The organism is Pseudomonas sp. SDI (assembly GCF_003105155.1).
Lineage (GTDB): Bacteria > Pseudomonadota > Gammaproteobacteria > Pseudomonadales > Pseudomonadaceae > Aquipseudomonas.
In genome coordinates this window covers 17,580-40,453 of the sequence record NZ_QETK01000027.1, presented here as the reverse complement: position 1 = coordinate 40,453, position 22,874 = coordinate 17,580, and the positions used below count along the sequence as shown (strand labels likewise).

Annotated in this window: 20 protein-coding genes; 11 read left to right on the top strand and 9 right to left on the bottom strand. The window is 63.3% G+C overall.

The features are described 5' to 3' along the window. Nucleotides 1-63: 63 nt before the first annotated feature. The 8 genes from DCO48_RS17670 to DCO48_RS17635 form a co-directional block, all read right to left on the bottom strand. A complete protein-coding gene (locus DCO48_RS17670) occupies nucleotides 64-1,986 on the bottom strand; it encodes a PrkA family serine protein kinase (RefSeq protein ID WP_043863751.1) in 1,923 nt (640 codons plus the stop codon). Between the two features lie 280 nt (nucleotides 1,987-2,266). Continuing rightward, nucleotides 2,267-2,596, bottom strand: coding sequence for a thiosulfate sulfurtransferase GlpE (gene glpE / locus DCO48_RS17665; protein ID WP_116551899.1), 330 nt, complete (start codon nucleotides 2,594-2,596; stop codon nucleotides 2,267-2,269). A 14-nt stretch (nucleotides 2,597-2,610) separates the two neighbouring features. Then, nucleotides 2,611-3,486, bottom strand: coding sequence for a symmetrical bis(5'-nucleosyl)-tetraphosphatase (locus tag DCO48_RS17660; RefSeq protein ID WP_116551898.1), 876 nt, complete (start codon nucleotides 3,484-3,486; stop codon nucleotides 2,611-2,613). Beyond that, nucleotides 3,486-3,866, bottom strand: a complete 381-nt coding sequence (gene apaG / locus DCO48_RS17655; protein ID WP_116551897.1) for a Co2+/Mg2+ efflux protein ApaG — start codon at nucleotides 3,864-3,866, stop codon at nucleotides 3,486-3,488. The genes DCO48_RS17660 and apaG overlap by 1 nt, the downstream gene beginning before the upstream one ends. 106 nt (nucleotides 3,867-3,972) lie before the next feature. After that, a complete protein-coding gene (gene rsmA / locus DCO48_RS17650; RefSeq protein WP_116551896.1) occupies nucleotides 3,973-4,776 on the bottom strand; it encodes a 16S rRNA (adenine(1518)-N(6)/adenine(1519)-N(6))-dimethyltransferase RsmA in 804 nt (267 codons plus the stop codon). Beyond that, entirely contained in the window at nucleotides 4,773-5,762 is a 990-nt protein-coding gene (pdxA, locus tag DCO48_RS17645; protein WP_116551895.1) for a 4-hydroxythreonine-4-phosphate dehydrogenase PdxA, read from the bottom strand. The genes rsmA and pdxA overlap by 4 nt, the downstream gene beginning before the upstream one ends. Then, nucleotides 5,759-7,075, bottom strand: a complete 1,317-nt coding sequence (locus DCO48_RS17640; RefSeq protein WP_116551894.1) for a peptidylprolyl isomerase — start codon at nucleotides 7,073-7,075, stop codon at nucleotides 5,759-5,761. Before DCO48_RS17640 ends, pdxA begins: the two co-directional genes overlap by 4 nt. Further along, nucleotides 7,056-9,860 carry an LPS-assembly protein LptD gene (locus DCO48_RS17635; protein ID WP_116551893.1) on the bottom strand — a complete coding sequence of 935 codons (2,805 nt, stop codon included), beginning with the start codon at nucleotides 9,858-9,860 and terminating at the stop codon, nucleotides 7,056-7,058. Before DCO48_RS17635 ends, DCO48_RS17640 begins: the two co-directional genes overlap by 20 nt. A 130-nt stretch (nucleotides 9,861-9,990) precedes the next feature. Here DCO48_RS17635 and DCO48_RS17630 point away from each other — a divergent pair, with 130 nt between their 5' ends. From DCO48_RS17630 to DCO48_RS17620, 3 genes are read left to right on the top strand one after another with little or no spacing between them, the layout of a single operon-like run. Beyond that, a complete protein-coding gene (locus tag DCO48_RS17630; protein ID WP_116551892.1) occupies nucleotides 9,991-11,016 on the top strand; it encodes an aminoglycoside phosphotransferase family protein in 1,026 nt (341 codons plus the stop codon). Further along, nucleotides 11,013-11,684 (top strand): N-acetylmuramate alpha-1-phosphate uridylyltransferase MurU, encoded by a 672-nt coding sequence (gene murU / locus DCO48_RS17625; RefSeq protein ID WP_116551891.1) that lies wholly within the window; start codon nucleotides 11,013-11,015, stop codon nucleotides 11,682-11,684. Before DCO48_RS17630 ends, murU begins: the two co-directional genes overlap by 4 nt. Nucleotide 11,685: 1 nt before the next feature. Next, nucleotides 11,686-12,450 (top strand): TerB family tellurite resistance protein, encoded by a 765-nt coding sequence (locus DCO48_RS17620; RefSeq protein ID WP_116551890.1) that lies wholly within the window; start codon nucleotides 11,686-11,688, stop codon nucleotides 12,448-12,450. On the opposite strand, the gene DCO48_RS17615 is transcribed toward DCO48_RS17620, so the two are convergent. Then, entirely contained in the window at nucleotides 12,451-13,461 is a 1,011-nt protein-coding gene (locus DCO48_RS17615) for an alpha/beta hydrolase family protein (protein WP_116551889.1), read from the bottom strand. A 94-nt stretch (nucleotides 13,462-13,555) separates the two neighbouring features. On the opposite strand from DCO48_RS17615, the gene DCO48_RS17610 reads away from it, so the two are divergent. The 8 genes from DCO48_RS17610 (at nucleotide 13,556) to DCO48_RS17575 (ending at nucleotide 22,865) form a co-directional block, all read left to right on the top strand. Continuing rightward, the gene (locus DCO48_RS17610; protein ID WP_116551888.1) at nucleotides 13,556-15,958 is read left to right on the top strand and encodes a PAS domain S-box protein; all 2,403 of its coding nucleotides are present in this window, start codon (nucleotides 13,556-13,558) and stop codon (nucleotides 15,956-15,958) included. Between the two features lie 3 nt (nucleotides 15,959-15,961). Then, complete coding sequence (locus DCO48_RS17605; protein ID WP_116551887.1) at nucleotides 15,962-16,591, top strand: response regulator transcription factor; 630 nt, start codon at nucleotides 15,962-15,964, stop codon at nucleotides 16,589-16,591. Nucleotides 16,592-16,861: 270 nt separating this feature from the next. Next, nucleotides 16,862-17,986, top strand: coding sequence for an ABC transporter ATP-binding protein (locus tag DCO48_RS17600; protein WP_116551886.1), 1,125 nt, complete (start codon nucleotides 16,862-16,864; stop codon nucleotides 17,984-17,986). A 39-nt stretch (nucleotides 17,987-18,025) separates the two neighbouring features. Next, complete coding sequence (locus DCO48_RS17595; RefSeq protein ID WP_116551885.1) at nucleotides 18,026-19,057, top strand: ABC transporter substrate-binding protein; 1,032 nt, start codon at nucleotides 18,026-18,028, stop codon at nucleotides 19,055-19,057. A 66-nt stretch (nucleotides 19,058-19,123) separates the two neighbouring features. Beyond that, nucleotides 19,124-20,371, top strand: a complete 1,248-nt coding sequence (locus DCO48_RS17590) for an ABC transporter permease (RefSeq protein ID WP_116551884.1) — start codon at nucleotides 19,124-19,126, stop codon at nucleotides 20,369-20,371. An 11-nt stretch (nucleotides 20,372-20,382) separates the two neighbouring features. Continuing rightward, the gene (locus DCO48_RS17585) at nucleotides 20,383-21,210 is read left to right on the top strand and encodes an ABC transporter permease (protein ID WP_116551883.1); all 828 of its coding nucleotides are present in this window, start codon (nucleotides 20,383-20,385) and stop codon (nucleotides 21,208-21,210) included. A gap of 165 nt (nucleotides 21,211-21,375) precedes the next feature. Next, a complete protein-coding gene (gene rpe / locus DCO48_RS17580; protein ID WP_116551882.1) occupies nucleotides 21,376-22,050 on the top strand; it encodes a ribulose-phosphate 3-epimerase in 675 nt (224 codons plus the stop codon). After that, entirely contained in the window at nucleotides 22,047-22,865 is an 819-nt protein-coding gene (locus DCO48_RS17575; protein WP_116551881.1) for a phosphoglycolate phosphatase, read from the top strand. Before rpe ends, DCO48_RS17575 begins: the two co-directional genes overlap by 4 nt. Nucleotides 22,866-22,874 lie beyond the last annotated feature (9 nt).

The window sequence follows — 22,874 nt, the reverse complement described above, 5'->3', positions numbered from 1 at the left end:
CGGTGTAGCAGATATTGCCGACACAGGCTCTTGGCTAACGACAACCGGTGCATCGGTTGCGGGTTATTGGGATTTCCTGACCCGCAGGTACCATTCCGAGAGCAGCCGGACTTGCTTGTCTGTGTAACCGCGTTCCACCATCCGTGTGACGAAGTCGTTGTGCTTCTGTTGATCCTCTTTGCTGGCTTTGGCGTTGAAGCTGATGACGGGCAGGAGGTCCTCGGTGTTGGAGAACATTTTCTTCTCGATGACCACGCGCAGCTTCTCGTAGCTGAGCCAGGTCGGGTTCTTGCCGTTGTTGTTGGCGCGGGCGCGCAGCACGAAGTTGACGATCTCGTTGCGGAAATCCTTCGGATTGCTGATGCCGGCCGGCTTCTCGATTTTCTCCAGTTCTTCGTTCAAGGCGATACGGTTGAGGATTTCGCCGGTTTCCGGGTCGCGGTATTCCTGATCCTGGATCCAGAAGTCGGCGTACAGCACGTAGCGGTCGAAGATGTTCTGTCCGTACTCGCTGTAGGACTCCAGGTACGCGGTCTGGATTTCCTTGCCGATGAACTCGATGTAACGCGGCGCCAGGTATTCCTTCAGGTAGCGCAGGTAGCGTTCGCGCACTTCGGCGGGGAACTGTTCCTGCTCGATCTGTTGTTCCAGTACATACAGCAGGTGTACCGGGTTGGCGGCGATTTCATGCGGATCGAAGTTGAACACCTTGGACAGGATCTTGAAGGCGAAGCGCGTCGACAGGCCGTTCATGCCTTCGTCGACCCCCGCCGAATCGCGGTATTCCTGGATCGACTTGGCTTTCGGGTCGGTGTCCTTGAGGTTTTCGCCGTCGTAGACCCGCATTTTCGAGTAGATGTTCGAGTTCTCCGGCTCTTTCAGGCGCGACAGCACGGTGAACTGGGCCAGCATCTTCAGGGTGTCGGGTGCGCAGTGGGCCTTGGCCAGCGAACTGTTGAACAGGAGTTTGTCGTAGATCTTGATCTCGTCGCTGACGCGCAGGCAGTACGGCACCTTGACGATATAGATCCGGTCGATGAACGCCTCGTTGTTCTTGTTGTTGCGGAAGCTGTGCCATTCCGATTCGTTGGAGTGCGCCAGCAGGATCCCGGAGTAGGGGATCGCGCCCAGCCCTTCGGTACTGTTGTAGTTACCTTCCTGGGTGGCGGTGAGCAGTGGGTGCAGGACCTTGATGGGTGCCTTGAACATCTCGACGAATTCCATCAGGCCCTGGTTGGCCCGGCACAGTGCGCCCGAGTAGCTGTAGGCATCGGCGTCGTTCTGCGGGAATTCTTCAAGCTTGCGGATATCGACCTTACCGACCAGGGCGGAAATATCCTGGTTGTTCTCGTCGCCCGGTTCGGTCTTGGCTACGGCGATCTGGTTGAGGATCGAGGGGTAGAGCTTGACCACCTTGAACTGGCTGATGTCACCGCCGAATTCGGCCAGGCGCTTGGTTGCCCAGGGTGACATGATGGTGTTCAGGTAGCGCCGGGGTATACCGAAGTCTTCTTCCAGGATGGCGCCGTCCTCGGTGGCATTGAACAGCCCCAGGGGCGATTCGAACACCGGCGAACCCTTGATGGCGTAGAACGGCACTTTCTCCATCAGTTGCTTGAGCTTCTCGGCCAGCGACGATTTACCGCCACCTACCGGGCCCAGCAGATAGAGGATCTGCTTCTTCTCTTCAAGGCCTTGCGCCGCATGGCGGAAGTAGGAAACGATCTGATCGATGCATTCCTCCATGCCATGGAAGTCTTCGAAGGCCGGGTAACGGCGGATCACCTTGTTGGAAAAGATCCGCGACAGCCTGGAGTTGTTCGAGGTATCCACCAGCTCCGGTTCGCCGATAGCCATCAACAGGCGTTCGGCCGCTGAAGCGTAGGCACTGCGGTCCTGCTTGCAGAGCTCAAGGTACTCCTGCAGCGAGAGCTCTTCCTGGCGGGTGGACTCGAAACGTTGTTGGAAGTGGCTAAAAATACTCATGACGTCACCTCGCTCGATACGTGGAGCCGACGCCGGATCAGTCAGCTGATGCTGGCATGCAATCGACATTGCCGACTGCTGTTTACCCCCCAGAACACCTTGATTCGCTACCGATGACCCGCACGCCGGTGTACCGGCTCTCCCCTTTTTGGATGGCCTGGGCTTAAGGATAGTTGGTAATCGGGGAGGTCAAGGTCGGTTGACCATGAAGTTCGCCACGACCGTTCGTCTGGTCGGGCGGAAGCCCGCGCGGGACGCGGGCTGCGGCAGATGAAAAAAATTATTCGGCGGTGCCCTGAGCCGTTTCGCCAGGGTAGGTGGCACGCCACAACTCGAAGCCGCCATCAAGGCTGTAGACCTCGGAAAACCCCTGGCTGACCAGATAGGCGGCGGCATTCTGGCTGGAGTTGCCGTGGTAGCAAACGACGACGGTCGGGGCGTCCAGATCGGCACCGCGAATGAAGTCGGCGACGCTGGTATTGTCCAGGTGTTTGGCGCCAGTGATATGGCCGTTGGCAAAGGTAGGCTGGTCACGAATATCGACCACGACCGCACCTTGCTCACGCAGGGCCTGGGCCTGCTCGGGAGGGATGCGTTTGAATTCGCTCATGGGTACGGTTTCCTTCAGGACTGATCGGGCATTCTAGCCGTTTGTGCGGGCGCCGGCTGCGGGCGCAGGTTGCCTTGCTCGGAGCATTCGCAGCGCTGGAACTGGCCGCTGTCGACGTTATACAGGGTCATCGCCCCGCCCCATACGCAGCCGGTGTCCAGGGCAATCACCTCGGGCTCCTTGCATTTGCCTTCGAGGGCGGCCCAGTGGCCGAACAGAATCTTCACGTGCCGGGTCCGACGGCCCTTGTGTGCGAACCAGGGCTTGTAGCCGGGCAGCGCGGTGTCGACGCCTTCCTTGCCCTTGAGGTCGAGCTTGCCTTCGCTGGTGCAGAAGCGCATGCGGGTGAAGTAGTTGGTGATGACCCGTAGTCGAGTGACGCCGCTCAGGTCCTTGCTCCACTTGCTCGGTTCGTTACCGTACATACCGTCCAGGTAGAGCTTGAGGCGGTTGTCGTCGCGCAGCACCTCCTCGACTTCGGCGGCATATTCCAGGGCCTTGCCGAGGGTCCATTGCGGCGGGATGCCAGCATGCACCAGCACCATCCCACGGGCCTCGTCGTAATGCAGCAGCTTTTGCCGGCGCAGCCAGTCGAGCAGGTCGGTGGCGTCCGGTGCGTCAAGGATCTCGCGCAGGGTATCGCTTTTCTTCAGGCGCTCGATGTTCTGCCAGGCGGCCAGCAGGTGCAGGTCGTGGTTGCCCAGCACGCACACCAGCGCATCGCGCATGCCGTACAGGAAGCGCAAGGTTTCCAGCGATTCGGGGCCGCGGTTGACCAGGTCGCCGACCAGCCACAGGCGGTCGACGGCCGGGTTGAAATTGACGCGTTCGAGCAGGCACTTGAGCGGTTGCAGGCAACCCTGGAGGTCGCCGACGGCGTACGTGGTCATCAGTGCAGCGCCCCCGGCACGGCCAGGCGGAACGGTGCGATCACGGCATCGAAGCGCTTGCCGTCCTCGGCAAACATCTTGTAGCTGCCCTGCATGGTGCCGACGCGGGTATTGATGACCGCGCCGCTGCTGTAGGTGTGGCTCTGGCCCGGGGCGAGCAGTGGCTGCTGGCCGATCACGCCATCACCGCGCACTTCCTCGACGCCGCCGTCACCGTTGGTGATCAGCCAGTGGCGTGACATCAATTTGGCTGGTAGCGAGCCATTGTTCACCACGGTGATGGTGTAGGCGAACGCATAGCGGTCGTTTTCAGGGTCGGATTGGTCTTTCAGGTAGCGGGTCACGACGCTGACGTCGATCTGGTAGCGGGGATCAGACATTCAAAGGGGCCTTGGCAACTGACGCAATTACGGCGATTGGGCTCAGTCTAGGCTATCGGCGGGGGCGCCGGCCAGTCGTGCGGACACGACGTGCCGGCCAGGCGGCTCAGTTGCTGCCTTGTTCCGCCAGCTTGTCGGCCAGGCGCACGAAGGCGGCCAGGTCGAGCTGCTCCGGGCGCAGGCTGCCGTCGACGCCAGCGGCTTCGATGGCTTCGCTGCTGAGCAGGGCCTTGAGGGTGTTGCGCAGGGTCTTGCGGCGCTGGTTGAAGGCTTCGCGAACGATGCGTTCCAGCAGGCGGTGGTCCTTGGCCGGGAACGGCAGGACCGCGTGCGGCACCAGGCGCACGATGGCCGAGTCGACCTTCGGCGGTGGGTTGAACGCGCCCGGGCCGACATTGAACAGGTGCTCAACGCGGCAGTGGTACTGAACCATGATCGACAGGCGTCCCCAGTCACCACCACCCGGGCCGGCGGCCAGGCGCTCGACCACTTCCTTCTGCAGCATGAAGTGCATGTCGCGGATCAGTTCGGCGTTGGACAGCAGGTGGAAGATCAGCGGGGTGGAAATGTTGTACGGCAGGTTTCCGACCACACGCAGACTATTGGGCGCGGCGCCGAGGCTGGTGAAGTCGAACTTCAGTGCATCGCCCTGGTGCAGGCGGAAGTTGTCGCGGCCGGCGAACTGCTGGTTGAGGATCGGCACCAGGTCCTTGTCCAGCTCGACGACGTCCAGCTGCGCACCGCTGCCCAGCAGGCCTTCGGTCAGGGCGCCCTGGCCCGGGCCGATTTCCAGCAGGCGCTCGCCCGCCTTGGCGTGGATCGAACGCAGGATGCGGTCGATGACGCCGGCGTCGTGCAGGAAGTTCTGGCCAAAGCGCTTGCGCGCCTTGTGTTGGTATTGCTCGGTCATTTTCGGGTCTCGGCCATCTGGTAGGCTGTTTCCAGGGCGACCTGCAGGCTGCCGGTGTCGATCCTGCCGGTGCCGGCAAGGTCCAGGGCGGTGCCGTGATCCACGGAGGTGCGGATGATCGGCAGGCCGAGGGTGACATTCAGTGCTGCGCCAAAGCCCTTGTACTTCAGCACGGGCAGGCCCTGGTCGTGGTACATCGCCAGCACTGCGTCGCAGTGCTCCAGATATTTGGGGGTAAACAGGGTATCGGCAGGCAACGGGCCGCGCAGGTTCATGCCTTCGCTGCGCAGGCGCGCCAATGTCGGTTCGATGATGTCGATTTCTTCGTGGCCCAGGTGGCCACCTTCGCCGGCATGCGGGTTCAGGCCGCAAACCAGGATGCGCGGGTTGGCCAGGCCGAACTTGTGTTGCAGGTCGGCGTGCAGGATGCGCGTAACCCGCTCCAGGCGCTCGACGGTGATGGCGTCGGCCACCTCGCGTAACGGCAGGTGGGTGGTCACCAGGGCCACGCGCAGGCCGCGGGTGGCGAGCATCATGACCACCTGCTCGGTGGCCGTCAGCTCGGCAAGAAATTCGGTGTGTCCGGAGAACGGGATCCCGCTTTCGTTGATGACGCCCTTGTGCACCGGGGCGGTGATCATCCCGGCGAACTGCCCGTCGATGCAGCCCTGGCCTGCACGGGTCAGGGTCTGCAGAACGAAGGCTGCGTTGGCGCTATCCAGCTGGCCGGCTACCGCCGGCACTGCCAGTGGCGTATCCCAGACATACAGGCTGCCCGCTGCGGCGGGTTCGTCGGGGAAGGCGTCGGGGCTGACCGGGACCAGCGTGACGGCCACGCCCAGCTGCGCGGCCCGCTCGGTGAGCAGGTCGCGGCTGGTAATGGCAATCAGGGGGTAAGGCTGGGCTTGCGCGGCGAGCAGCAGGCACAGGTCGGGACCTATGCCGGCCGGCTCGCCGGGTGTGAGGGCAAAGCGTTGGCGTCTCACTGGGCGGCCTGATCGGCGCCAGGAAGCTTGATCTCAACGTAGGCTTCGTCGCGGATCTGACGCAGCCAGGTTTGCAGCTCTTCGTCGTACTTGCGGTTACGCAGTACCATTTGCGCCTGCTGCTCGCGAGCCTGTTCGGTGCTGTCGGTGGCGCGACGGCCAAGGACTTCCAGAACATGCCAGCCGTACTGGGTCTTGAATGGCTTGGTAACCTGACCCTGCTGGGCGTTGGCCATTTCTTCGCGGAACTCCGGTACCAGCGAGTTCGGGTCAACCCAGTTCAGGTCGCCGCCGTTGAGGGCCGAACCCGGGTCTTCGGAGAAGCTCTTCGCCAGTTGGGCGAAGTCTTCGCCATTCTGGATACGCTCGTAGAGTTTCTCGGCGAGGGCCTGGGTGGCAGCTTCGCTGCGGATCTCGCTAGGTTTGATCAGGATATGACGAACATGCACTTCGTCACGCACCATGGCCTGGCCGCCGCGTTTTTCCTGCAGCTTGAGGATGATATAGCCGCCTGGGGTACGAACCGGCTCGGTGACATCACCCACCGACATGTTGCTGAGCATCCGGTCGAACGGTGGTGGCAGTTGAGCCGCTTTACGCCAGCCCATCTCGCCGCCTTCCAGTGCGGTTTCACTGGCCGAACGGGCGATGGCCAGTTGAGCGAAGTCGGCGCCTTGCTTGAGCTGCTTGTACACCTCGTCGGCCTGGCGCGCGGCGGCCTGAATCGCCGTCGAGTTTGCGCTTTCCGGGATTGGAATCAGGATGTTGGCCAGGCGGAATTCTTCCGACAGTTGCATCTTGCCCAGGTCCGAGGCGAGGAAGTTCTTCACTTCCTGTTCGGTGACCTGAATACGCTCGGCCACCCGGCGCTGCCGTACACGGCTGATGATCATTTCGCGACGGACCTGCTCGCGAGCATCATCGAACGACACGCCGTCGCGGGCCAGGGCTGCACGGAACTGCTCCAGGCTCATGCCATTGCGCTGGGCAATGGTGCCGATGGCCTGGTTCAGTTCTTCGTCGGTAATGCGGATACCGGAGCGGTCGCCGATCTGCAATTGCAGGTTCTCGACGATCAGGCGCTCCAGAACCTGCTGGTCCAGTACGCCGGCAGGAGGCACCGCACCACCGCGCTTGGCGATGGTTTGCTGCACTTCATGCACGCGCTGGTCGAGTTGGCTTTTCATGACCACGTCGTTGTCGACGATGGCCACGACGCTGTCCAGGGTCTGCACCGCGGCGTGCGCGGTGCTGCTCAGCAATACAGCGCCCAGCATCAGCGGGCGCAGACAATCAATAAGCTTGGTCTTCACGTGTACGATAACCTTGAATGCCCTGGTCGAGGAACGACTCGACCTTGTTGCCCACGACGCCACCGAGGCCTTTCAGCACGATCTGCAGGAAGATGCCGTGGTCGCCTTTTTCGTTTTGCGGTGCTTCCTGGCTGAACTCGTCGTAGTCGACCCAGTAACGGTTGATCAGACGCAGTTTCCAGCAGCAGTTGTCGTACTCGAAACCACCAAAGGCTTCCAGGGTGCGATTGCGGTTGTAGTCGTGCTGCCAGCGGGCAATCGCGGTCCACTGTGGAACGATTGGCCACATGACCGAGAAGTCATGCTGCTGGATCTTGTAGTAGTCCTTGATGAAGCCGGGCTGGCCTTCTGTGCCGTAGTTACCGCCGCCTACCGACCACTTGCCGGTTGTCTGGTCGTAGCGAACCAGGTCGTTGCGGTAGCGATAGCCGAGGTTGACCACCTTGTTCACGTTATCTTCAGGCTGGTAGTGGAACATCGCGCTGCCCGAACGGGTGCTGTGGGTGTCCGGGTCCCAGTTGAAGTCGGAGTTGAAGCGCCAGTCGCGGTTGAAGCGGAACTCGTATTCCAGCGCATAAGGCGACACATCGGCGAGCGAGTCTTCGCGGGTGCGGTAGTCGATGCCTGGCAACTGGACCTTGCGGTCCTTGAAGTACAAGGCCTGGCCAATGCTGAAGCGCTGACGCTCGAAGCCGTTTTCTTCGATCCAGCGGTTGGTCACGCCCAGCGAGAGTTTGTTCTCGTCGCCGATACGGTCGCCACCACTGAAGCGGTTTTCACGGAACAGCGACGAGTAGTTGAAGGTGCTTTCGCTGGTATCGAAGATCGGAATGTCCTTCTGGTCTTCGTACGGTACGTACAGATAGAACAGGCGCGGTTCCAGGGTCTGGCGATAGTTCTTGCCGAACCACTGGGTGTCGCGGTCGAAGTACAGGCCGCTGTCGACGCTGAAGATCGGTACGTTGCGATTCTGGGTACCCTTGTAGCGACCTTGCAGGTCGAGGGCAGATTCGCTGGCCTCGGCCAGGTCAGTTTTGCCCTTGCCATCCAGGTCCAGCTCATAGCGGGTGTAGGAATTCCTCACAGACGGCTTAAGGTAGCCGTAACTCCATTCCAGCGGCAGGCTGACACCGGGCGTCAGGTTCAGGCGGTCGCCGTTGGCGCGGGCCAAACCGTACACATTGGTGTCGTACCAAGGTTTGGCAACACCGTTCTCGTCTGTGAACTCGCCTTTGCGCAAGTCGCGGTTGAAGCGGACGAACTCGGTCGCGTAGGTCAGGTCCAGGCCGCCCGGATGGTACGGCAGCGCGCCGCCAACGTAGAGTTGTGGCAGGCGATCGTACGGGGTGATCTGGGTAATGGTCGCCAGCTTGTAGGCATGCAGGTTCAAGCCCGCGGTATAGGTGTCACCACGGTACGTGAGGGCACCACGCTGGTTGATGTAGTCCTTGCTTTCGACGCCGATCTGCCCGGATTCGAGATCCTGGAAGTAGTAAGGGTCGCTGATGTCGGTGTAGTCGACTTCGTTGGTCAGGCGCGAGTCCAGGCCACCCTTGTGCTGCCAGTTGACCATCCAGCGCTGGTCTTTGTAGTCGGACTGCAGCTTGCGGTCGTCGTCCTTGTCGTTCAGGTACGCCCCACCGAACTGGCCTTCGCTGGACTTGGTCAGGTAGCGGAACTCGCCTTCCATCAGCAAACCGCGTTTGGCCATGTAGCGTGGGTACAACGTGGCGTCGTAGTTTGGCGCCAGGTTGAAGTAGTACGGCGTGACCAGCATGAAGCCGGTGTCGCTGCTGGTGCTGAACGATGGCGGCAGGAAGCCCGACTGGCGACGGTCGTCGATCGGGAAATAGATGTACGGCGTGTAGAACACCGGGAAATCTTTAACCCGCAGGGTGACGTTGGTCGCGGTGCCGAAGCCGGTAGCCGGGTTCAGGGTGATGTTGTTGCCCTTGAGCTGCCAGGCGTTGCTGTTCGGCTCACAGGTGGTGTAGGTACCGTCCTTGAGGCGAATGATGGCGTTCTCGGCGCGCTTGGCGTAGAGGGCGTTACCGCGGATGCGCGATTTGTGCATCACGTATTCGGCGTTGTCGACCTTGGCTTCGCCGGTGTCGAGCTGGATGTCGGCATGGTCGCCGACCACCAGCGAACCGTTGTCGCGGATCTTCACGTTGCCGCTCAGTTCGCCACGGTTCTCGGCCTGATACAGGTTCGCTTCGTCGGCTTCGACCTGCATGCTGCCCTGGCGCATGACCACGTCACCGGCCAGGGTCGCGATCTGCTGCTCCTGCTGGTAGCGCGACGCCTTGGCGCCAATGAAGGTCGGCGCCTCGTCTTTGGGCGTGTTGTCGTTCATGCCCGGACGGGTCGGCTCGATGTAGGCACCGGCGCAGTAAGGGCCGGTTTCCGCGAGCTGGGCAGGGGTCAGTTGGTCGCGCGGAACCCAGTCGAGATGGCTGTAGTCTGCGCTGCGTGCCTTCAGGCCACGGCCCTTGGCTTCGGTGACGAGCATCGGGCCTTGGCCTTTCTCCTCGACCACGCCTTCGGCGCTCTCCTGCGGCGTCGCATTGGCCGAGCTGACGGCCGCACCATCATGCACCGGACGCGGTGGCAGATTGCTGGTGCTGGTCTTGGGCTTGCAGTCCCAACCTCCGGAAGCGGACACTTGGCAGTCAAACTGCTCGGCGGCCACCACGTACGACGTGGCCAGAGGTTGCATGGCCAGCAGACCGCCGGTTACCAGCAACGGGAATTTTTTACGAAACGCGGGGGATTTCAATGCCATCTTATTAGTCCGGGCTTCCTGCGTGCCATCTGCCCGCGTGTGGGGCCGCACGCCTCTCGATGGTCTGAAAAAGATGCTGGATAATAAAGCATGACCCGCTTGACGGCTAGGGCCGTCGGAGACCCTTGTAATGCCCGATCACGATGTACGCCTGCAACACCTGACTGTCTGGCTCGACGAGCAACTGGCAAAACTTTTCCACACGCAGGGCTGGGGCGCGGTTCCAGCGGGTACGCTGACCGCCGCCAGCAGCGATGCGAGCTTCCGCCGCTACTTCCGCTGGGAGGGCGAAGGCCGCCGTTTTATCGTCATGGATGCGCCGCCACCGCAGGAAAACTGCCACCCATTCGTGGAAATCGACCGTTTGCTCGCCACGGCGGGGGTGAATGTGCCGGTGATTCATGGCCAGGACCTGGAGCGTGGCTTCCTGCTGCTGAGCGATCTGGGCCATCAGACCTACCTCGATGTGATCGACGCCGATAACGCCGACGCGCTGTTTGCCGACGCCATCGACGCGTTGCTGGCATTCCAGCAGTTGCCGATGAGCGCGCCGCTGCCCAGCTACGATGTCGCCTTGCTGCGTCGCGAACTCGAGTTGTTCCCCGAGTGGTACGTGGGGCGCGAGCTGGGCCTGGGGTTCACCGATGCGCAACTGGCAGCCTGGCAGCGGATCAGCGCGCTGCTGATTGAGAGTGCCCTGGCCCAGCCCAAGGTGCTGGTACACCGCGACTACATGCCGCGCAACCTGATGCAAAGCGTGCCCAACCCTGGCGTGCTGGATTTCCAGGACGCGGTCTACGGCCCGGTCAGCTACGACATCACCTGTCTGTTCAAGGACGCTTTCCTCAGCTGGCCACGCGCGCGGGTCGAGGGCTGGCTCAAGGACTACTGGCTGAAAGCCAAGGAAAAGGGCGTGCCGGTCCAGGCCGATTTTGCCGAGTTCCATCGTGCCAGCGACCTGATGGGCGTGCAGCGTCACCTCAAGGTCATCGGGATCTTCGCGCGCATCTGCCACCGCGACGGCAAGCCGCGCTACCTGAGCGATGTGCCACGCTTCTTTGCCTATATAGATGAAGTGATTGCCCGACGTCCCGAGCTGGCCGAACTCGATGAGTTGATCGAAAGCCTCCAGGCCAGTGCCGGGGCGCGTCCATGAAGGCCATGATCCTCGCTGCCGGCAAGGGCGAGCGGATGCGCCCGTTGACCCTGACCACGCCCAAACCGCTGGTGCCGGTCGCCGGTGTGCCGCTGATCGAGTACCACCTGCGTGCGCTGGCTCAGGCCGGCTTCACTGAGGTGGTGATCAACCATGCCTGGCTTGGTCAGCAGATCGAGGACTACCTGGGCGATGGCGCGCAACTGGGTCTGCGCATCCGCTATTCGGCGGAAGGCGAGCCGCTGGAAACCGGTGGCGGTATCTTCAAGGCGCTGCCACTGCTGGGCGATCAGCCGTTCCTGCTGGTCAACGGCGACATCTGGACCGACTTCGACTTTGCTCGCCTGCGTTCGCCGCTCAACGGCCTGGCTCACCTGGTGCTGGTGAACAACCCCGGTCACCATGGCGCGGGCGACTTCCGTCTGGCGGGCGAGCGCGTTGCCGATGGCGCCGGTGCGACCGACACCCTGACCTATAGCGGCATTGCCGTGCTCGATCCCAAGCTGTTTGCTGGTTGCCAGGCGGGGGCATTCAAGCTTGCGCCATTATTGCGTGAGGCCATGAGCCGTAACGCGGTGAGCGGTGAGCACTTTGCCGGGCACTGGGTCGATGTTGGCACGCTGGAGCGACTGGGCGAAGTCGAGCAATTGCTCGCTGGGCGCCGCTGACATGTTGTGGCCAAGCACAGTGATCGGTGCGGGTGCGGGTTTCGCCATCGCCAGTATTCCGGGCGCCTTGCTCGGGGCGTTGCTCGGTCAGGCGATGGATCGCCGGTTGCAACTGCACAGCTGGGCGCAGTTGCGCGAGCGTCTGGGCGGCAAGCCGGCTTTGCGCGACGACGAGGTACTGTTCGTTCTGCTCGGGCGCCTGGCCAAAAGCGATGGGCGGGTGGCCGAGGGGCATATTCAACAGGCGCGGATCGAGATGCAGCGGCTGGAACTGAGCGAGCCGGCCCGACGCCGGGCGATCAGCGCGTTCAACCGTGGCAAGGGCGGGCGTGAACGGCTGGATGGGCACCTGCGGCGGCTCAAGCAGCAACCGCACGCTGCCGAAGGCATGTTGCGTGCTTGCTGGCGAATGGTCTGGGCCGATGGCCGGGCTGGCCGTCAGGAGCGCGAGCTGTTGTTGCGGTGGGGTAAGCAACTGGGCTGGAGCAGCGCCAAGGTGCAGGCCCTGGCCAGCGACTACGAACCGTACCAGCCGGCGCTGGGCAACGCCGCCACCGGCTACCCGGATGCTTTGCGTCTGCTCGGCGTGGCGGTAGACACCGAGCCGGCCCAGATCAAGCAGGCCTATCGCCGGCTACTCAGCCGCCACCACCCGGACAAGCTGGTCGGCAGCGGCGCGAGCCCGGTCCAGGTGCGCGAAGCGACCGAGCGAACCCGCGAACTGCACCAGGCCTACTCGATCGTGCGCCAGCGCCGCGGCTTCTGATCAGTCGGCCTGTGCGGGGCTCAACCAGCCGCGGATGCGCCGGAACAACTGTTCTTGTTCGGCGCTCTGGTTGGGCAGGGCGTTGAGCGCTACCTGACGGTAGTTGCTGTCCTTCAGGCGTTTGCTCGCCTTCAGGCGCGCCTCGGCAGCGCGGCGAACCTGTGGCAGCGAGGTATAGAAGAAGTCACCGGTAGGCAGTTTGAGCGTCGGGGTCAGGCTCTCCAGGCTGTGCTCGACGTTTGCCGGGGTCTGCGCCGAGACCATCACCAGCTTCTGCACGTTCGGCGGCTGCCGCTCGCTGAGGAAACGTGCCGCCCAGTAGGCGCCACTGCCATGGCCGAGCAGGACGATGCTGCGCGCATTCTGCTGCTGGGCGTAGGCAATGCCGGCCTCGATGCGGGCGAAGATGCGTTCGGCGTCGGCCTTGTCGTCGGCGCCGGGGGCGGGCGCCGCCTCGGCGCTGTCGGTGCTTTCGGTTTCCGCAGCGGTAGCTTGAGCAATATTGGCGTTGGCGTCGGCTGGGGTGTCCTTGGCCGGGGCCGCCTTGCCGTCTTCGGCCGGTGGTTTGGCCGGGGCCGGCGCCGGGGTCTCGGCGCGTGCCAGCGGGGCGTCGGCCAGCAGGTCGGGCAGGCTCAGGCTCAGGGTCGACCATTGTGCATCGGGAAACTTGCGCCGCAGCGGGCCGACGCCCTTGGGCCAGTCGGCGCTTTCACCGGCACCCGGGACGATCACCAGTGCGCCTTCCGGGCGCGGCGTATTGGCCGGTTTCCACAGGGCGAGGAAGCTGTCGCTGCCGGCTTGCAGGGTTTGCTGTTCCTCCTTGGGCACCTGGCGTTCCAGCGCCTGGGCGTCCTCCAGGCTGCGCTCGGCGAGGGCTTGGCGCTGAACTGGCGCGGCGGCTGCGGCATCGCTGGGAGCTGCTGGCGTTTCGCTGGCCAGTGCTTGTGCGGTACAAGGGATTAACAAGGACAGGCATAACGCCGGCAGCGTCGTGCGATAAAGTGCGAGCATTGATCGATCCAGGCCAGAGAGATACCGGCAGCCTAATGGTATTTGTCCGCGACAGCCACGCTCTGCGGCCGTCCGTTGATTGACGAGATTCTAGATGAAGCGTTTGCGCGGTCTGTTGGTTATCGGCGGTTTGTGCCTGTCCTTGATGGCGCAGGCTGCCCCTGTGGTATCGGCCCCGGCAGCGCGCCTGGAGCCCGAGCAGCAAGAATGGCTCGAACAGCACCGCAGCCTGCGGGTGGGGCTGGTGTTGCAGGCGCCGTTTGCCCAGTTCGACCGGCGCCTGCAACAGTTGTCCGGGGTCAACGTCGAGCTGATGAACTGGCTGGCACGCCAGCTCGGGCTGGACCTGACCTGGCGCAACTTCAACGACCAGGCGGCGCTGGAACGGGCGTTGACACGCGGCGAGATCGACCTGGCGCCGGGCCTGACCCAGACCCCGGCGGGCTTGCGCCTGTGGTTGTTCAGCGACCCGTACATGCGCGTGCCGCAATTGATCGTCGGGCCACGCAGTGGCGCGGTGGCGGTGGACCTGGAAAAGCTCGGCAGCCTCGACCGGGTCGCCGTGCGCATGCCCAGTGTGGTCGCCGACTACCTGCGCGCGACCTATTCCAACCTCAACCTGCAAGGCGTGCCGGGCGAGCGCCAGGCCTTGCAGTTGCTGCTCAGCGAGCAGGCGCGTTACGCCGTGGTGGACGAGGCGCAACTGAGCCGCTTGTCCCGCGAGAACGAATTCAGCGAGTTGGTAGTGGTCGGCGACATCGGCCTGCCGCAGCTGTTGCGGGTCGGCTCGCGGCGCGACTGGCCGCAGTTGGCCGAGATTATCGAGCGTGGCCTGCAGGCGATTCCCGCCAAGGACCTGGAACAGCTGCACAGCCGCTGGCTGCAACCCAAGTACCCGCGGCTGAGCGAGTCGCCCGGTTTCTGGCAGAACCTGGCCCTGCTGCTGGCAGCCTTATTGTTCAGCAGCATGGCGATCGTGATCTGGCAGCGTCGCCAGCAGCATCAGTTGGAGCACAACCTGCTGGCTGCCCGCGAAACCATTGTCCAGCGTCAGGTGCGCGAGGAAGCCTTGCGCCTGAGCCAGTTTTCCATCGACCAGAGCACCGTGGGTATCCTCTGGGTGCACTGGGACAGCCATGTGCGCTACGCCAATCGCGCCGCCGAAAGCATGCTTGGTTATCCGGCGGGGGCGCTGATCGACCGTCCGTTGATCGACTTCGAACCGAACCTGCACATGGACCGCTGGCTCGACCTGTGGAAACGCGCCCGGGCCAGCAACGAGGTGGCCCAGCATATCGAAACCGAGTGCCTGCGCGCCGACGGCAGTCTGATGCCGGTGGACGTCTCGCTGAGTTTCCTGCGCTTTCGCGATGCCGAGTACCTGGTGGTGTTCCTCACCGACATTACCGAGCGCCGCCGCGCCCTGGCTGCCTTGCGCGAAAGCGAGGCACGCCTCAAGGGCATTGCCGGCAACGTGCCGGGGCTGGTATTCCGCCTGGAGCGCGACCCGGCAGTGGGCGAGCTCGAATTTCCCTATATCAGTGAGGGCAGCGAGGCGTTGGTCGGCTATTCGCCGGCCGAGCTGCAGCACCCGGACGTTGGCCTGCGTAGCCTGGTGCATGAGCAAGACCGTGCCGACTACCACCAGGTTCAGGACCGCGCGCTGGAGACCGACAGCGACTGGTCGTGGCAGGGGCGCATTCTCACCCGCCAGGGCGAGCAGCGCTGGGCCGACATCAAGGCCAGTACGCGGGTGCTCGGCGATGGTCGGGTGGTCTGGGACGGGATTGTCTGGGACATCAGCCAGAGCAAGCGCGCCGAACTGGAACTGGCCCGTTCCCAGGAGCAACTGCGCGAGCTGTCGGCACACCTGGAGAGCGTCCGCGAGGAAGAAAAAGCCCGCATCGCCCGCGAGGTGCACGACGAGCTGGGGCAGATGCTCACCGTGCTCAAGCTGGAAACCTCGATGTGCGAGCTGGCCTATGCCGAGCTCGACCCTGGCCTGAACGAACGCCTGGGCAGCATGAAGCGTCTGATCGCCCAGCTGTTCCAACTGGTACGCGACGTGGCCACCGCGCTGCGCCCGCCGATTCTCGATGCCGGCATCGCCTCGGCTATCGAATGGCAGGCCCGCCGGTTCGAGGCCCGCACGCAGATCCCGTGCCTGGTGGAGGTGCCAGACAACCTACCGCCGCTGAGCGACGCCAAGGCTACCAGCCTGTTCCGCATCCTGCAGGAGGCGCTGACCAATGTGATGCGTCACGCCCAGGCTCATACGGTGCAGATCAGCCTGAGCTTGGAGGATGAGATGCTCTGCCTGACGGTGAGCGATGATGGCGTAGGCTTTATTACCGATGACAGCCGGCCGACGTCGTTCGGCCTGGTCGGCATGCGTGAACGGGTGCTGATGCTGGGTGGCAGCATGGGCCTGGACAGCGAGCCGGGCGAGGGCACCAGCCTGAGTGTGCGTATTCCTCTGGACCGAAACAGGAGCTGAACCGTGATACGAGTACTGGTGGCCGAAGACCACACGATTGTCCGCGAGGGCATCAAGCAGTTGATCGGCCTGGCCAAGGACATGCAGGTGGTGGGTGAGGCCGGCAATGGCGAGCAGTTGCTCGATGCGTTGCGGCACACCGAATGCGAAGTGGTGTTGCTGGATATCTCCATGCCGGGGGTGAGCGGCCTGGAGGCGATCCCGCGGATTCGCGCGTTGAGTGCGCCGCCGGCGATCCTGGTGCTGTCGATGCACGACGAGGCGCAGATGGCGGCGCGGGCGCTGAAGGTCGGGGCGGCCGGCTACGCGACCAAGGACAGCGACCCGGCGCTGTTGCTCACGGCGATTCGTCGGGTGGCCGGAGGCGGGCGCTACATCGATCCGGACCTGGCCGACCGGATGGTCTTCGAGGTGGGCCTGACCGATTCACGACCGCTGCATTCGTTGTTGTCGGAGCGCGAGTTCTCGGTGTTCGAGCGTCTGGCCCAGGGTGCCAACGTCAACGACATCGCCCAGCAGTTGGCCCTGAGCAACAAGACCATCAGCACGCACAAGGCGCGGCTGATGCAGAAGCTCAACGTGAATTCGTTGGCCGAGCTGGTGAAGTATGCGATGGAGCACAAGTTGCTCTGAGTGTTCTCCCCGCGACATCGGTAGAGACCTCATCGCGGGACGAGCCCGCTCCCACAACAGCCCGGTGCTGCCTTTCCCAGTGGGGGCGGGCTCGTCCCGCGATAAGGCCGGCCCATCTCATACATATCTATTCGCGCCATCCGTGTAGGGCAATCCCTACCCCCAACGTTCCACCCGGCTGATATCAATCTCTCAGCACCCCCGATTTGCTTGGCTGCGCGCCTTCACTAGGCTTGAAACACAGCAGTCATCCAACAAAAAGGTACGGGTATGAGTGAGGTGAATTCGAGCGCTGCAACCGGCGAAGTGCTGGTCAGCTTCCGCGGTGTGCAGAAGAGCTACGACGGCGAATCGCTGATCGTCAAAGACCTCAACCTGGATATTCGCAAAGGCGAATTCCTCACCTTGCTCGGTCCTTCGGGCTCCGGCAAAACCACCAGCCTGATGATGCTCGCCGGCTTCGAAACGCCGACCGCCGGCGAGATCCAGCTGGCCGGCCGTTCGATCAACAACGTGCCGCCGCACAAGCGCGACATCGGCATGGTGTTCCAGAACTACGCACTGTTCCCGCACATGACCGTGGCCGAGAACCTGGCCTTCCCCCTCAGTGTGCGCAACCTGAGCAAGACCGACATCAGCGAGCGGGTCAAGCGCGTGCTGAACATGGTCCAGCTCGATAGCTTCGCCCAGCGCTACCCCGGTCAGCTCTCCGGTGGTCAGCAACAGCGGGTGGCCCTGGCCCGGGCGCTGGTGTTCGAACCGCAACTGGTGCTGATGGACGAACCGCTCGGTGCGCTCGACAAGCAGTTGCGCGAGCACATGCAGATGGAGATCAAGCACATTCACCAGCGCCTGGGCGTGACCGTGGTCTACGTGACCCACGACCAGGGCGAAGCGCTGACCATGTCCGACCGCGTCGCGGTGTTCCACCAGGGCGAGATCCAGCAAATCGCCGACCCGCGCACCCTCTACGAAGCGCCGAGCAACACCTTCGTCGCCAACTTCATTGGCGAGAACAATCGCATCAACGGCCGCCTGCTCAGCCAGGACGGCGACCGCTGCCAGGTGTTGCTGGCGCGCGGCGAGAAGGTCGAGGCACTGGCGGTGAACGTCGGCCAGCCTGGTGAGCCGGTGACCCTGTCGATTCGCCCGGAGCGGGTCCGTCTGAACGGTCACAGCGAACACTGCGCGAACCGCTTCTCCGGCCGGGTGGCCGAATTCATTTACCTGGGCGACCACGTGCGGGTCCGCCTGGAAGTTTGCGGCAAGGCCGATTTCTTCGTGAAGCAGCCGATTGCCGAACTCGACCCGGCGCTGGCCGTGGGCGATGTGGTACCGCTGGGCTGGGCGGTCGAGCATGGACGTGCGCTCGATCCGATCCTGGAAGCCCATTGAGGTTTGCTTCACCAACCCTGCACTGTGGAGAGAATAATAATGCTCAAACACTTGAAGTTGACCGCCCTGACCCTCGGCCTGTTCGCGGCCTCCCAGGCCATGGCTGCCGACCTGACTGTGATTTCCTTCGGCGGCGCGAACAAGGCGGCGCAGGTCAAGGCGTTCTACGAGCCGTGGGAAAAGGCAGGCAGCGGCAAGATCGTCGCCGGTGAGTACAACGGCGAGATGGCCAAGGTCAAAGCCATGGTCGACACCAAGAGCGTGTCGTGGAACCTGGTCGAAGTCGAATCGCCAGAGCTGGCCCGCGGTTGCGACGAAGGCATGTTCGAAGAGCTCGACCCGGCGCTGTTCGGTGACGCGGCCGATTATGTGCCGGGTGCCATCCAGCCCTGCGGCGTTGGCTTCTTCGTCTGGTCGACGGTCATGGCCTACAACGCCGACAAGCTGAAATCGGCACCGACCAGCTGGGCCGATTTCTGGGACACCCAGAAATTCCCGGGCAAGCGTGGCCTGCGCAAGGGTGCCAAGTACACCCTGGAATTCGCCCTGATGGCCGACGGCGTTGCGCCGAAGGACGTCTACAAGGTGCTCGGCACCAAGGAAGGCCAGGACCGTGCCTTCAAGAAACTCGACGAACTCAAGCCAAGCATCCAGTGGTGGGAAGCCGGCGCTCAGCCACCGCAATACCTGGCCTCGGGTGACGTGGTGATGAGCTCGGCCTACAACGGCCGGATCGCTGCCGTGCAGAAAGAAAGCAACCTGAAAGTGGTGTGGAACGGCGGCATCTACGACTTCGACGCCTGGGCCATTCCAAAGGGCGCGAAGCATGCCGAGGAAGCGAAGAAATTCATCGCCTACTCGGTCAAGCCTGAGCAGCAGAAGATCTACTCGGAAAACATTGCCTATGGCCCGGCCAACGCGAAGGCGGTCGCGCTGCTCTCCGACGAGATCAAGAAGGACATGCCGACCACCCCGGAAAACATTGCCAACCAGGTGCAGATCGACGTGGCCTTCTGGGCCGACAACAGCGAGCAGCTGGAGCAACGCTTCAACGCCTGGGCGGCCAAGTAAGCCGTGCCTGATGGGGCGTCAGCGTCCTGCTGACGCTCCCTGTTTCCAAGATTTTCGGAGTTCGCTATGGCCATCGCAGTGCCCCTGAACGAAGGCGCCGGTCCAAATCTCAAGCAGCGCCTGGCGCGCGCCGAGCGGGTCAACCGCTGGAAGGCGCAGGCGTTGATCGCGCCGCTGGCGCTGTTCCTCCTGCTGGTGTTCCTCGTGCCGATTGCCGCGCTGTTGTTCAAGAGCGTCGGCAACCCTGAAGTGGTCAACGGCATGCCGCGCACCGTGGTCGCCGTGACCGAGTGGGATGGCAAGGGGCTGCCGGGCGAACCGGTGTACAAGGCGCTGAGCGACGACCTCGCCGAATCGCGCAAGAATCAGACCCTGGGCGATCTGTCCAAGCGCCTGAACATGGAACTGGCCGGCTACCGCAGCCTGCTGGCGAAGACCGCCCGGGCGCTGCCGTTCAAGAGCGAACCGGCCTCTTATAAGGAAGCGCTGCAGGAACTCGACGAGCGTTGGGGCGACCCGGCCTACTGGCAGGCGATCCGCCGCAACACCAGCAGCGTTACGCCGTTCTACCTGCTGGCCGCGCTCGATCACCGTATCGACGACCTCGGCGAACTGGCCCGCGCCACCCCCGACCAGGCAATCTACCTGGACATCTTTGCCCGCACCCTGTGGATGGGCGTGGTGATTACCGCCATCTGCCTGCTGCTGGCCTATCCGCTGGCGTACCTGCTGGCCAACCTGCCGACCCGGCAGAGCAACCTGCTGATGATTCTGGTGTTGCTGCCGTTCTGGACCTCGATCCTGGTGCGGGTGGCGGCGTGGATCGTCTTGCTGCAATCGGGCGGGTTGATCAACAGTGCGTTGATGGCGCTGGGCATCATCGACAAACCGCTGGAGCTGGTGTTCAACCGCACCGGGGTCTACATCTCGATGGTGCACATCCTGCTGCCGTTCATGATCCTGCCGATCTACAGCGTGATGAAGGGCATCTCGCCCACCTACATGCGCGCGGCAATCTCGCTGGGTTGCCATCCGTTCACCAGTTTCTGGCGAGTGTACTTCCCGCAGACCTATGCCGGCGTCGGTGCGGGTTGCCTGCTGGTGTTCATCCTGGCTATCGGCTACTACATCACCCCGGCGCTGCTTGGCAGCCCGAACGACCAGATGGTCAGCTACTTCGTCGCCTTCTACACCAACACCAGCATCAACTGGGGCATGGCCACTGCGCTGGGCGGGTTGTTGCTGCTGGCGACTGTGGTGCTGTACCTGATCTATAGCTGGCTGGTCGGCGCCAGCCGCCTGCGTCTGAGCTGAGGAGCGTATTCATGCTGAGCCCCTACATGTCGCCCGTCGAGCGGGTATGGTTCTACACCCTGCGCATCCTCTGCGGCTTGATCCTGCTGTTTCTGGTACTGCCGGTGCTGGTGATCATCCCGCTGTCGTTCAACAGCGGCAGTTTCCTGGTGTACCCGCTGCAGGGCTTCTCGCTGCAGTGGTACCACGACTTCTTTGCCTCGGCGGAGTGGATGCGGGCACTGAAGAACAGCATCATCGTCGCCCCGGCGGCAACCGCGCTGGCGATGGTCTTCGGTACCCTGGCCTCGATCGGCCTGACCCGTGGCGACTTCCCGGGCAAATCGCTGGTAATGGCCCTGGTGATTTCGCCGATGGTGGTGCCGGTGGTGATCATCGGCGTGGCCAGTTACCTGTTCTTTGCACCGCTGGGCATGGGTAACAGCTTCACCTCGCTGATTCTGGTGCATGCGGTGCTGGGTGTGCCGTTCGTCATCATCACCGTGTCGGCGACCCTGCAGGGCTTCAACCATAACCTGGTACGGGCCGCGGCCAGCCTGGGTGCCTCGCCGCTGACGGCGTTCCGCCGGGTAACCCTGCCGCTGATCGCGCCGGGGGTGATTTCCGGGGCGCTGTTTGCCTTTGCCACCTCGTTCGACGAAGTGGTGGTGACGCTGTTCCTCGCCGGCCCGGAGCAGGCGACCCTGCCGCGGCAGATGTTCAGCGGTATCCGCGAGAACCTGAGCCCGACGATTGCGGCGGCAGCTACCTTGCTGATTGCTTTCTCGGTGATCCTGCTGCTGACCCTGGAATGGCTGCGCGGGCGTAGCGAGAAGTTGCGCACTCAGCAGCCGGCTTAAGGGCCTCAGCGCCGGCAAGGCCGGCTCCCACAGGAGCAGCTGTGCTGCCAACCCTGTGGGAACCGGCCCCTGCGGTTTGCCGTCGCAGCCATTGATACCGGTCAGCCCCAGACCGGCAGCCTGAGGTACAATGCGCGCCACTGTGATTCTGCCTACAGGTGCGCCATGCAGCCCTACGCTATTGCCCCCTCCATTCTGTCTGCCGATTTCGCTCGCCTGGGCGAGGAAGTCGACAATGTCCTGGCCGCCGGTGCCGACATTGTCCACTTCGACGTGATGGACAACCACTACGTCCCCAACCTCACCATCGGCCCGATGGTCTGCACCGCCCTGCGCAAGTACGGTGTGACGGCGCCAATCGACGTGCACCTGATGGTCAGCCCGGTCGACCGGATCATCGGCGACTTCATCGACGCTGGTGCCAGCTACATCACCTTCCACCCGGAAGCCACCCTGCACATCGACCGCTCGCTGCAACTGATTCGCGACGGCGGCTGCAAGGCCGGCCTGGTGTTCAACCCGGCCACCCCGCTGGACACCCTGAAATACGTGATGGACAAGGTCGACATGATCCTGCTGATGAGCGTCAACCCAGGCTTTGGCGGGCAGAAGTTCATCCCCGGCACCCTCGACAAGCTGCGTGAAGCGCGTGCGCTGATCGACGCCAGCGGGCGTGACATCCGCCTGGAAATCGACGGCGGCGTGAACGTCAACAACATCCGCGAAATCGCCGCGGCTGGCGCCGATACCTTCGTTGCCGGCTCGGCGATCTTCAACACCCCTGACTATCAGGAAGTGATCGCCAAGATGCGCGCCGAACTGGCCCTGGCCCGCCCATGAGTGGCTTCGAGCAGCTGTTCCCCGGCACCCTGCCGAGGCTGGTGATGTTCGATCTGGATGGCACCCTGATCGACTCCGTCCCCGACCTGGCTGCGGCCGTGGATAAAATGCTGCTCGAAATGGGTCGACCTGCGGTCGGCCTGCAAGCTGTCCGCGAGTGGGTCGGCAACGGCGCCCCGGTGCTGGTGCGCCGGGCCCTGGCCGGTCAGCTCGACCACTGCGCGGTGGATGACGACGAGGCCGAGCGCGGCCTGGAAATTTTCATGCAGGCCTATGCCGATGGCCATGAGCTGACGGTGGTCTACCCCGGTGTGCGCGACACCCTCAAGTGGCTGCACAAGCAGGGCATCGAGATGGCCCTGATCACCAACAAGCCGGAACGCTTCGTCGCGCCATTGCTCGATCAGATGAAGATCGGCCGCTATTTCCGCTGGATCATCGGTGGCGATACCCTGCCGCAGAAAAAACCCGACCCGGCGGCGCTGCTGTTCGTCATGCAGATGGCCAACGTGCCGGCCGCGCAGGCGCTGTTCGTTGGCGACTCGCGCAGCGACGTGCTGGCGGCCAAGGCGGCCGGGGTCCAGTGCGTGGCACTGAGCTACGGCTATAACCATGGCCGGCCGATCAGCGAGGAATCCCCGGCGCTGGTGATCGACGATCTGCGCGCGTTGCTGCCTGGTTGCTTAGAGGCAGCCAGTGAGCTAACGTTGGCGGACGTTAATTCCCCCCCTCATCGAGATTCCATCGTGGTGGCAACCGGCAAACTCTGGATGAAAGTCATCAAGGCCCTGGCCCGTTGGCGTTGGCGCGCCTGACTTCTATCT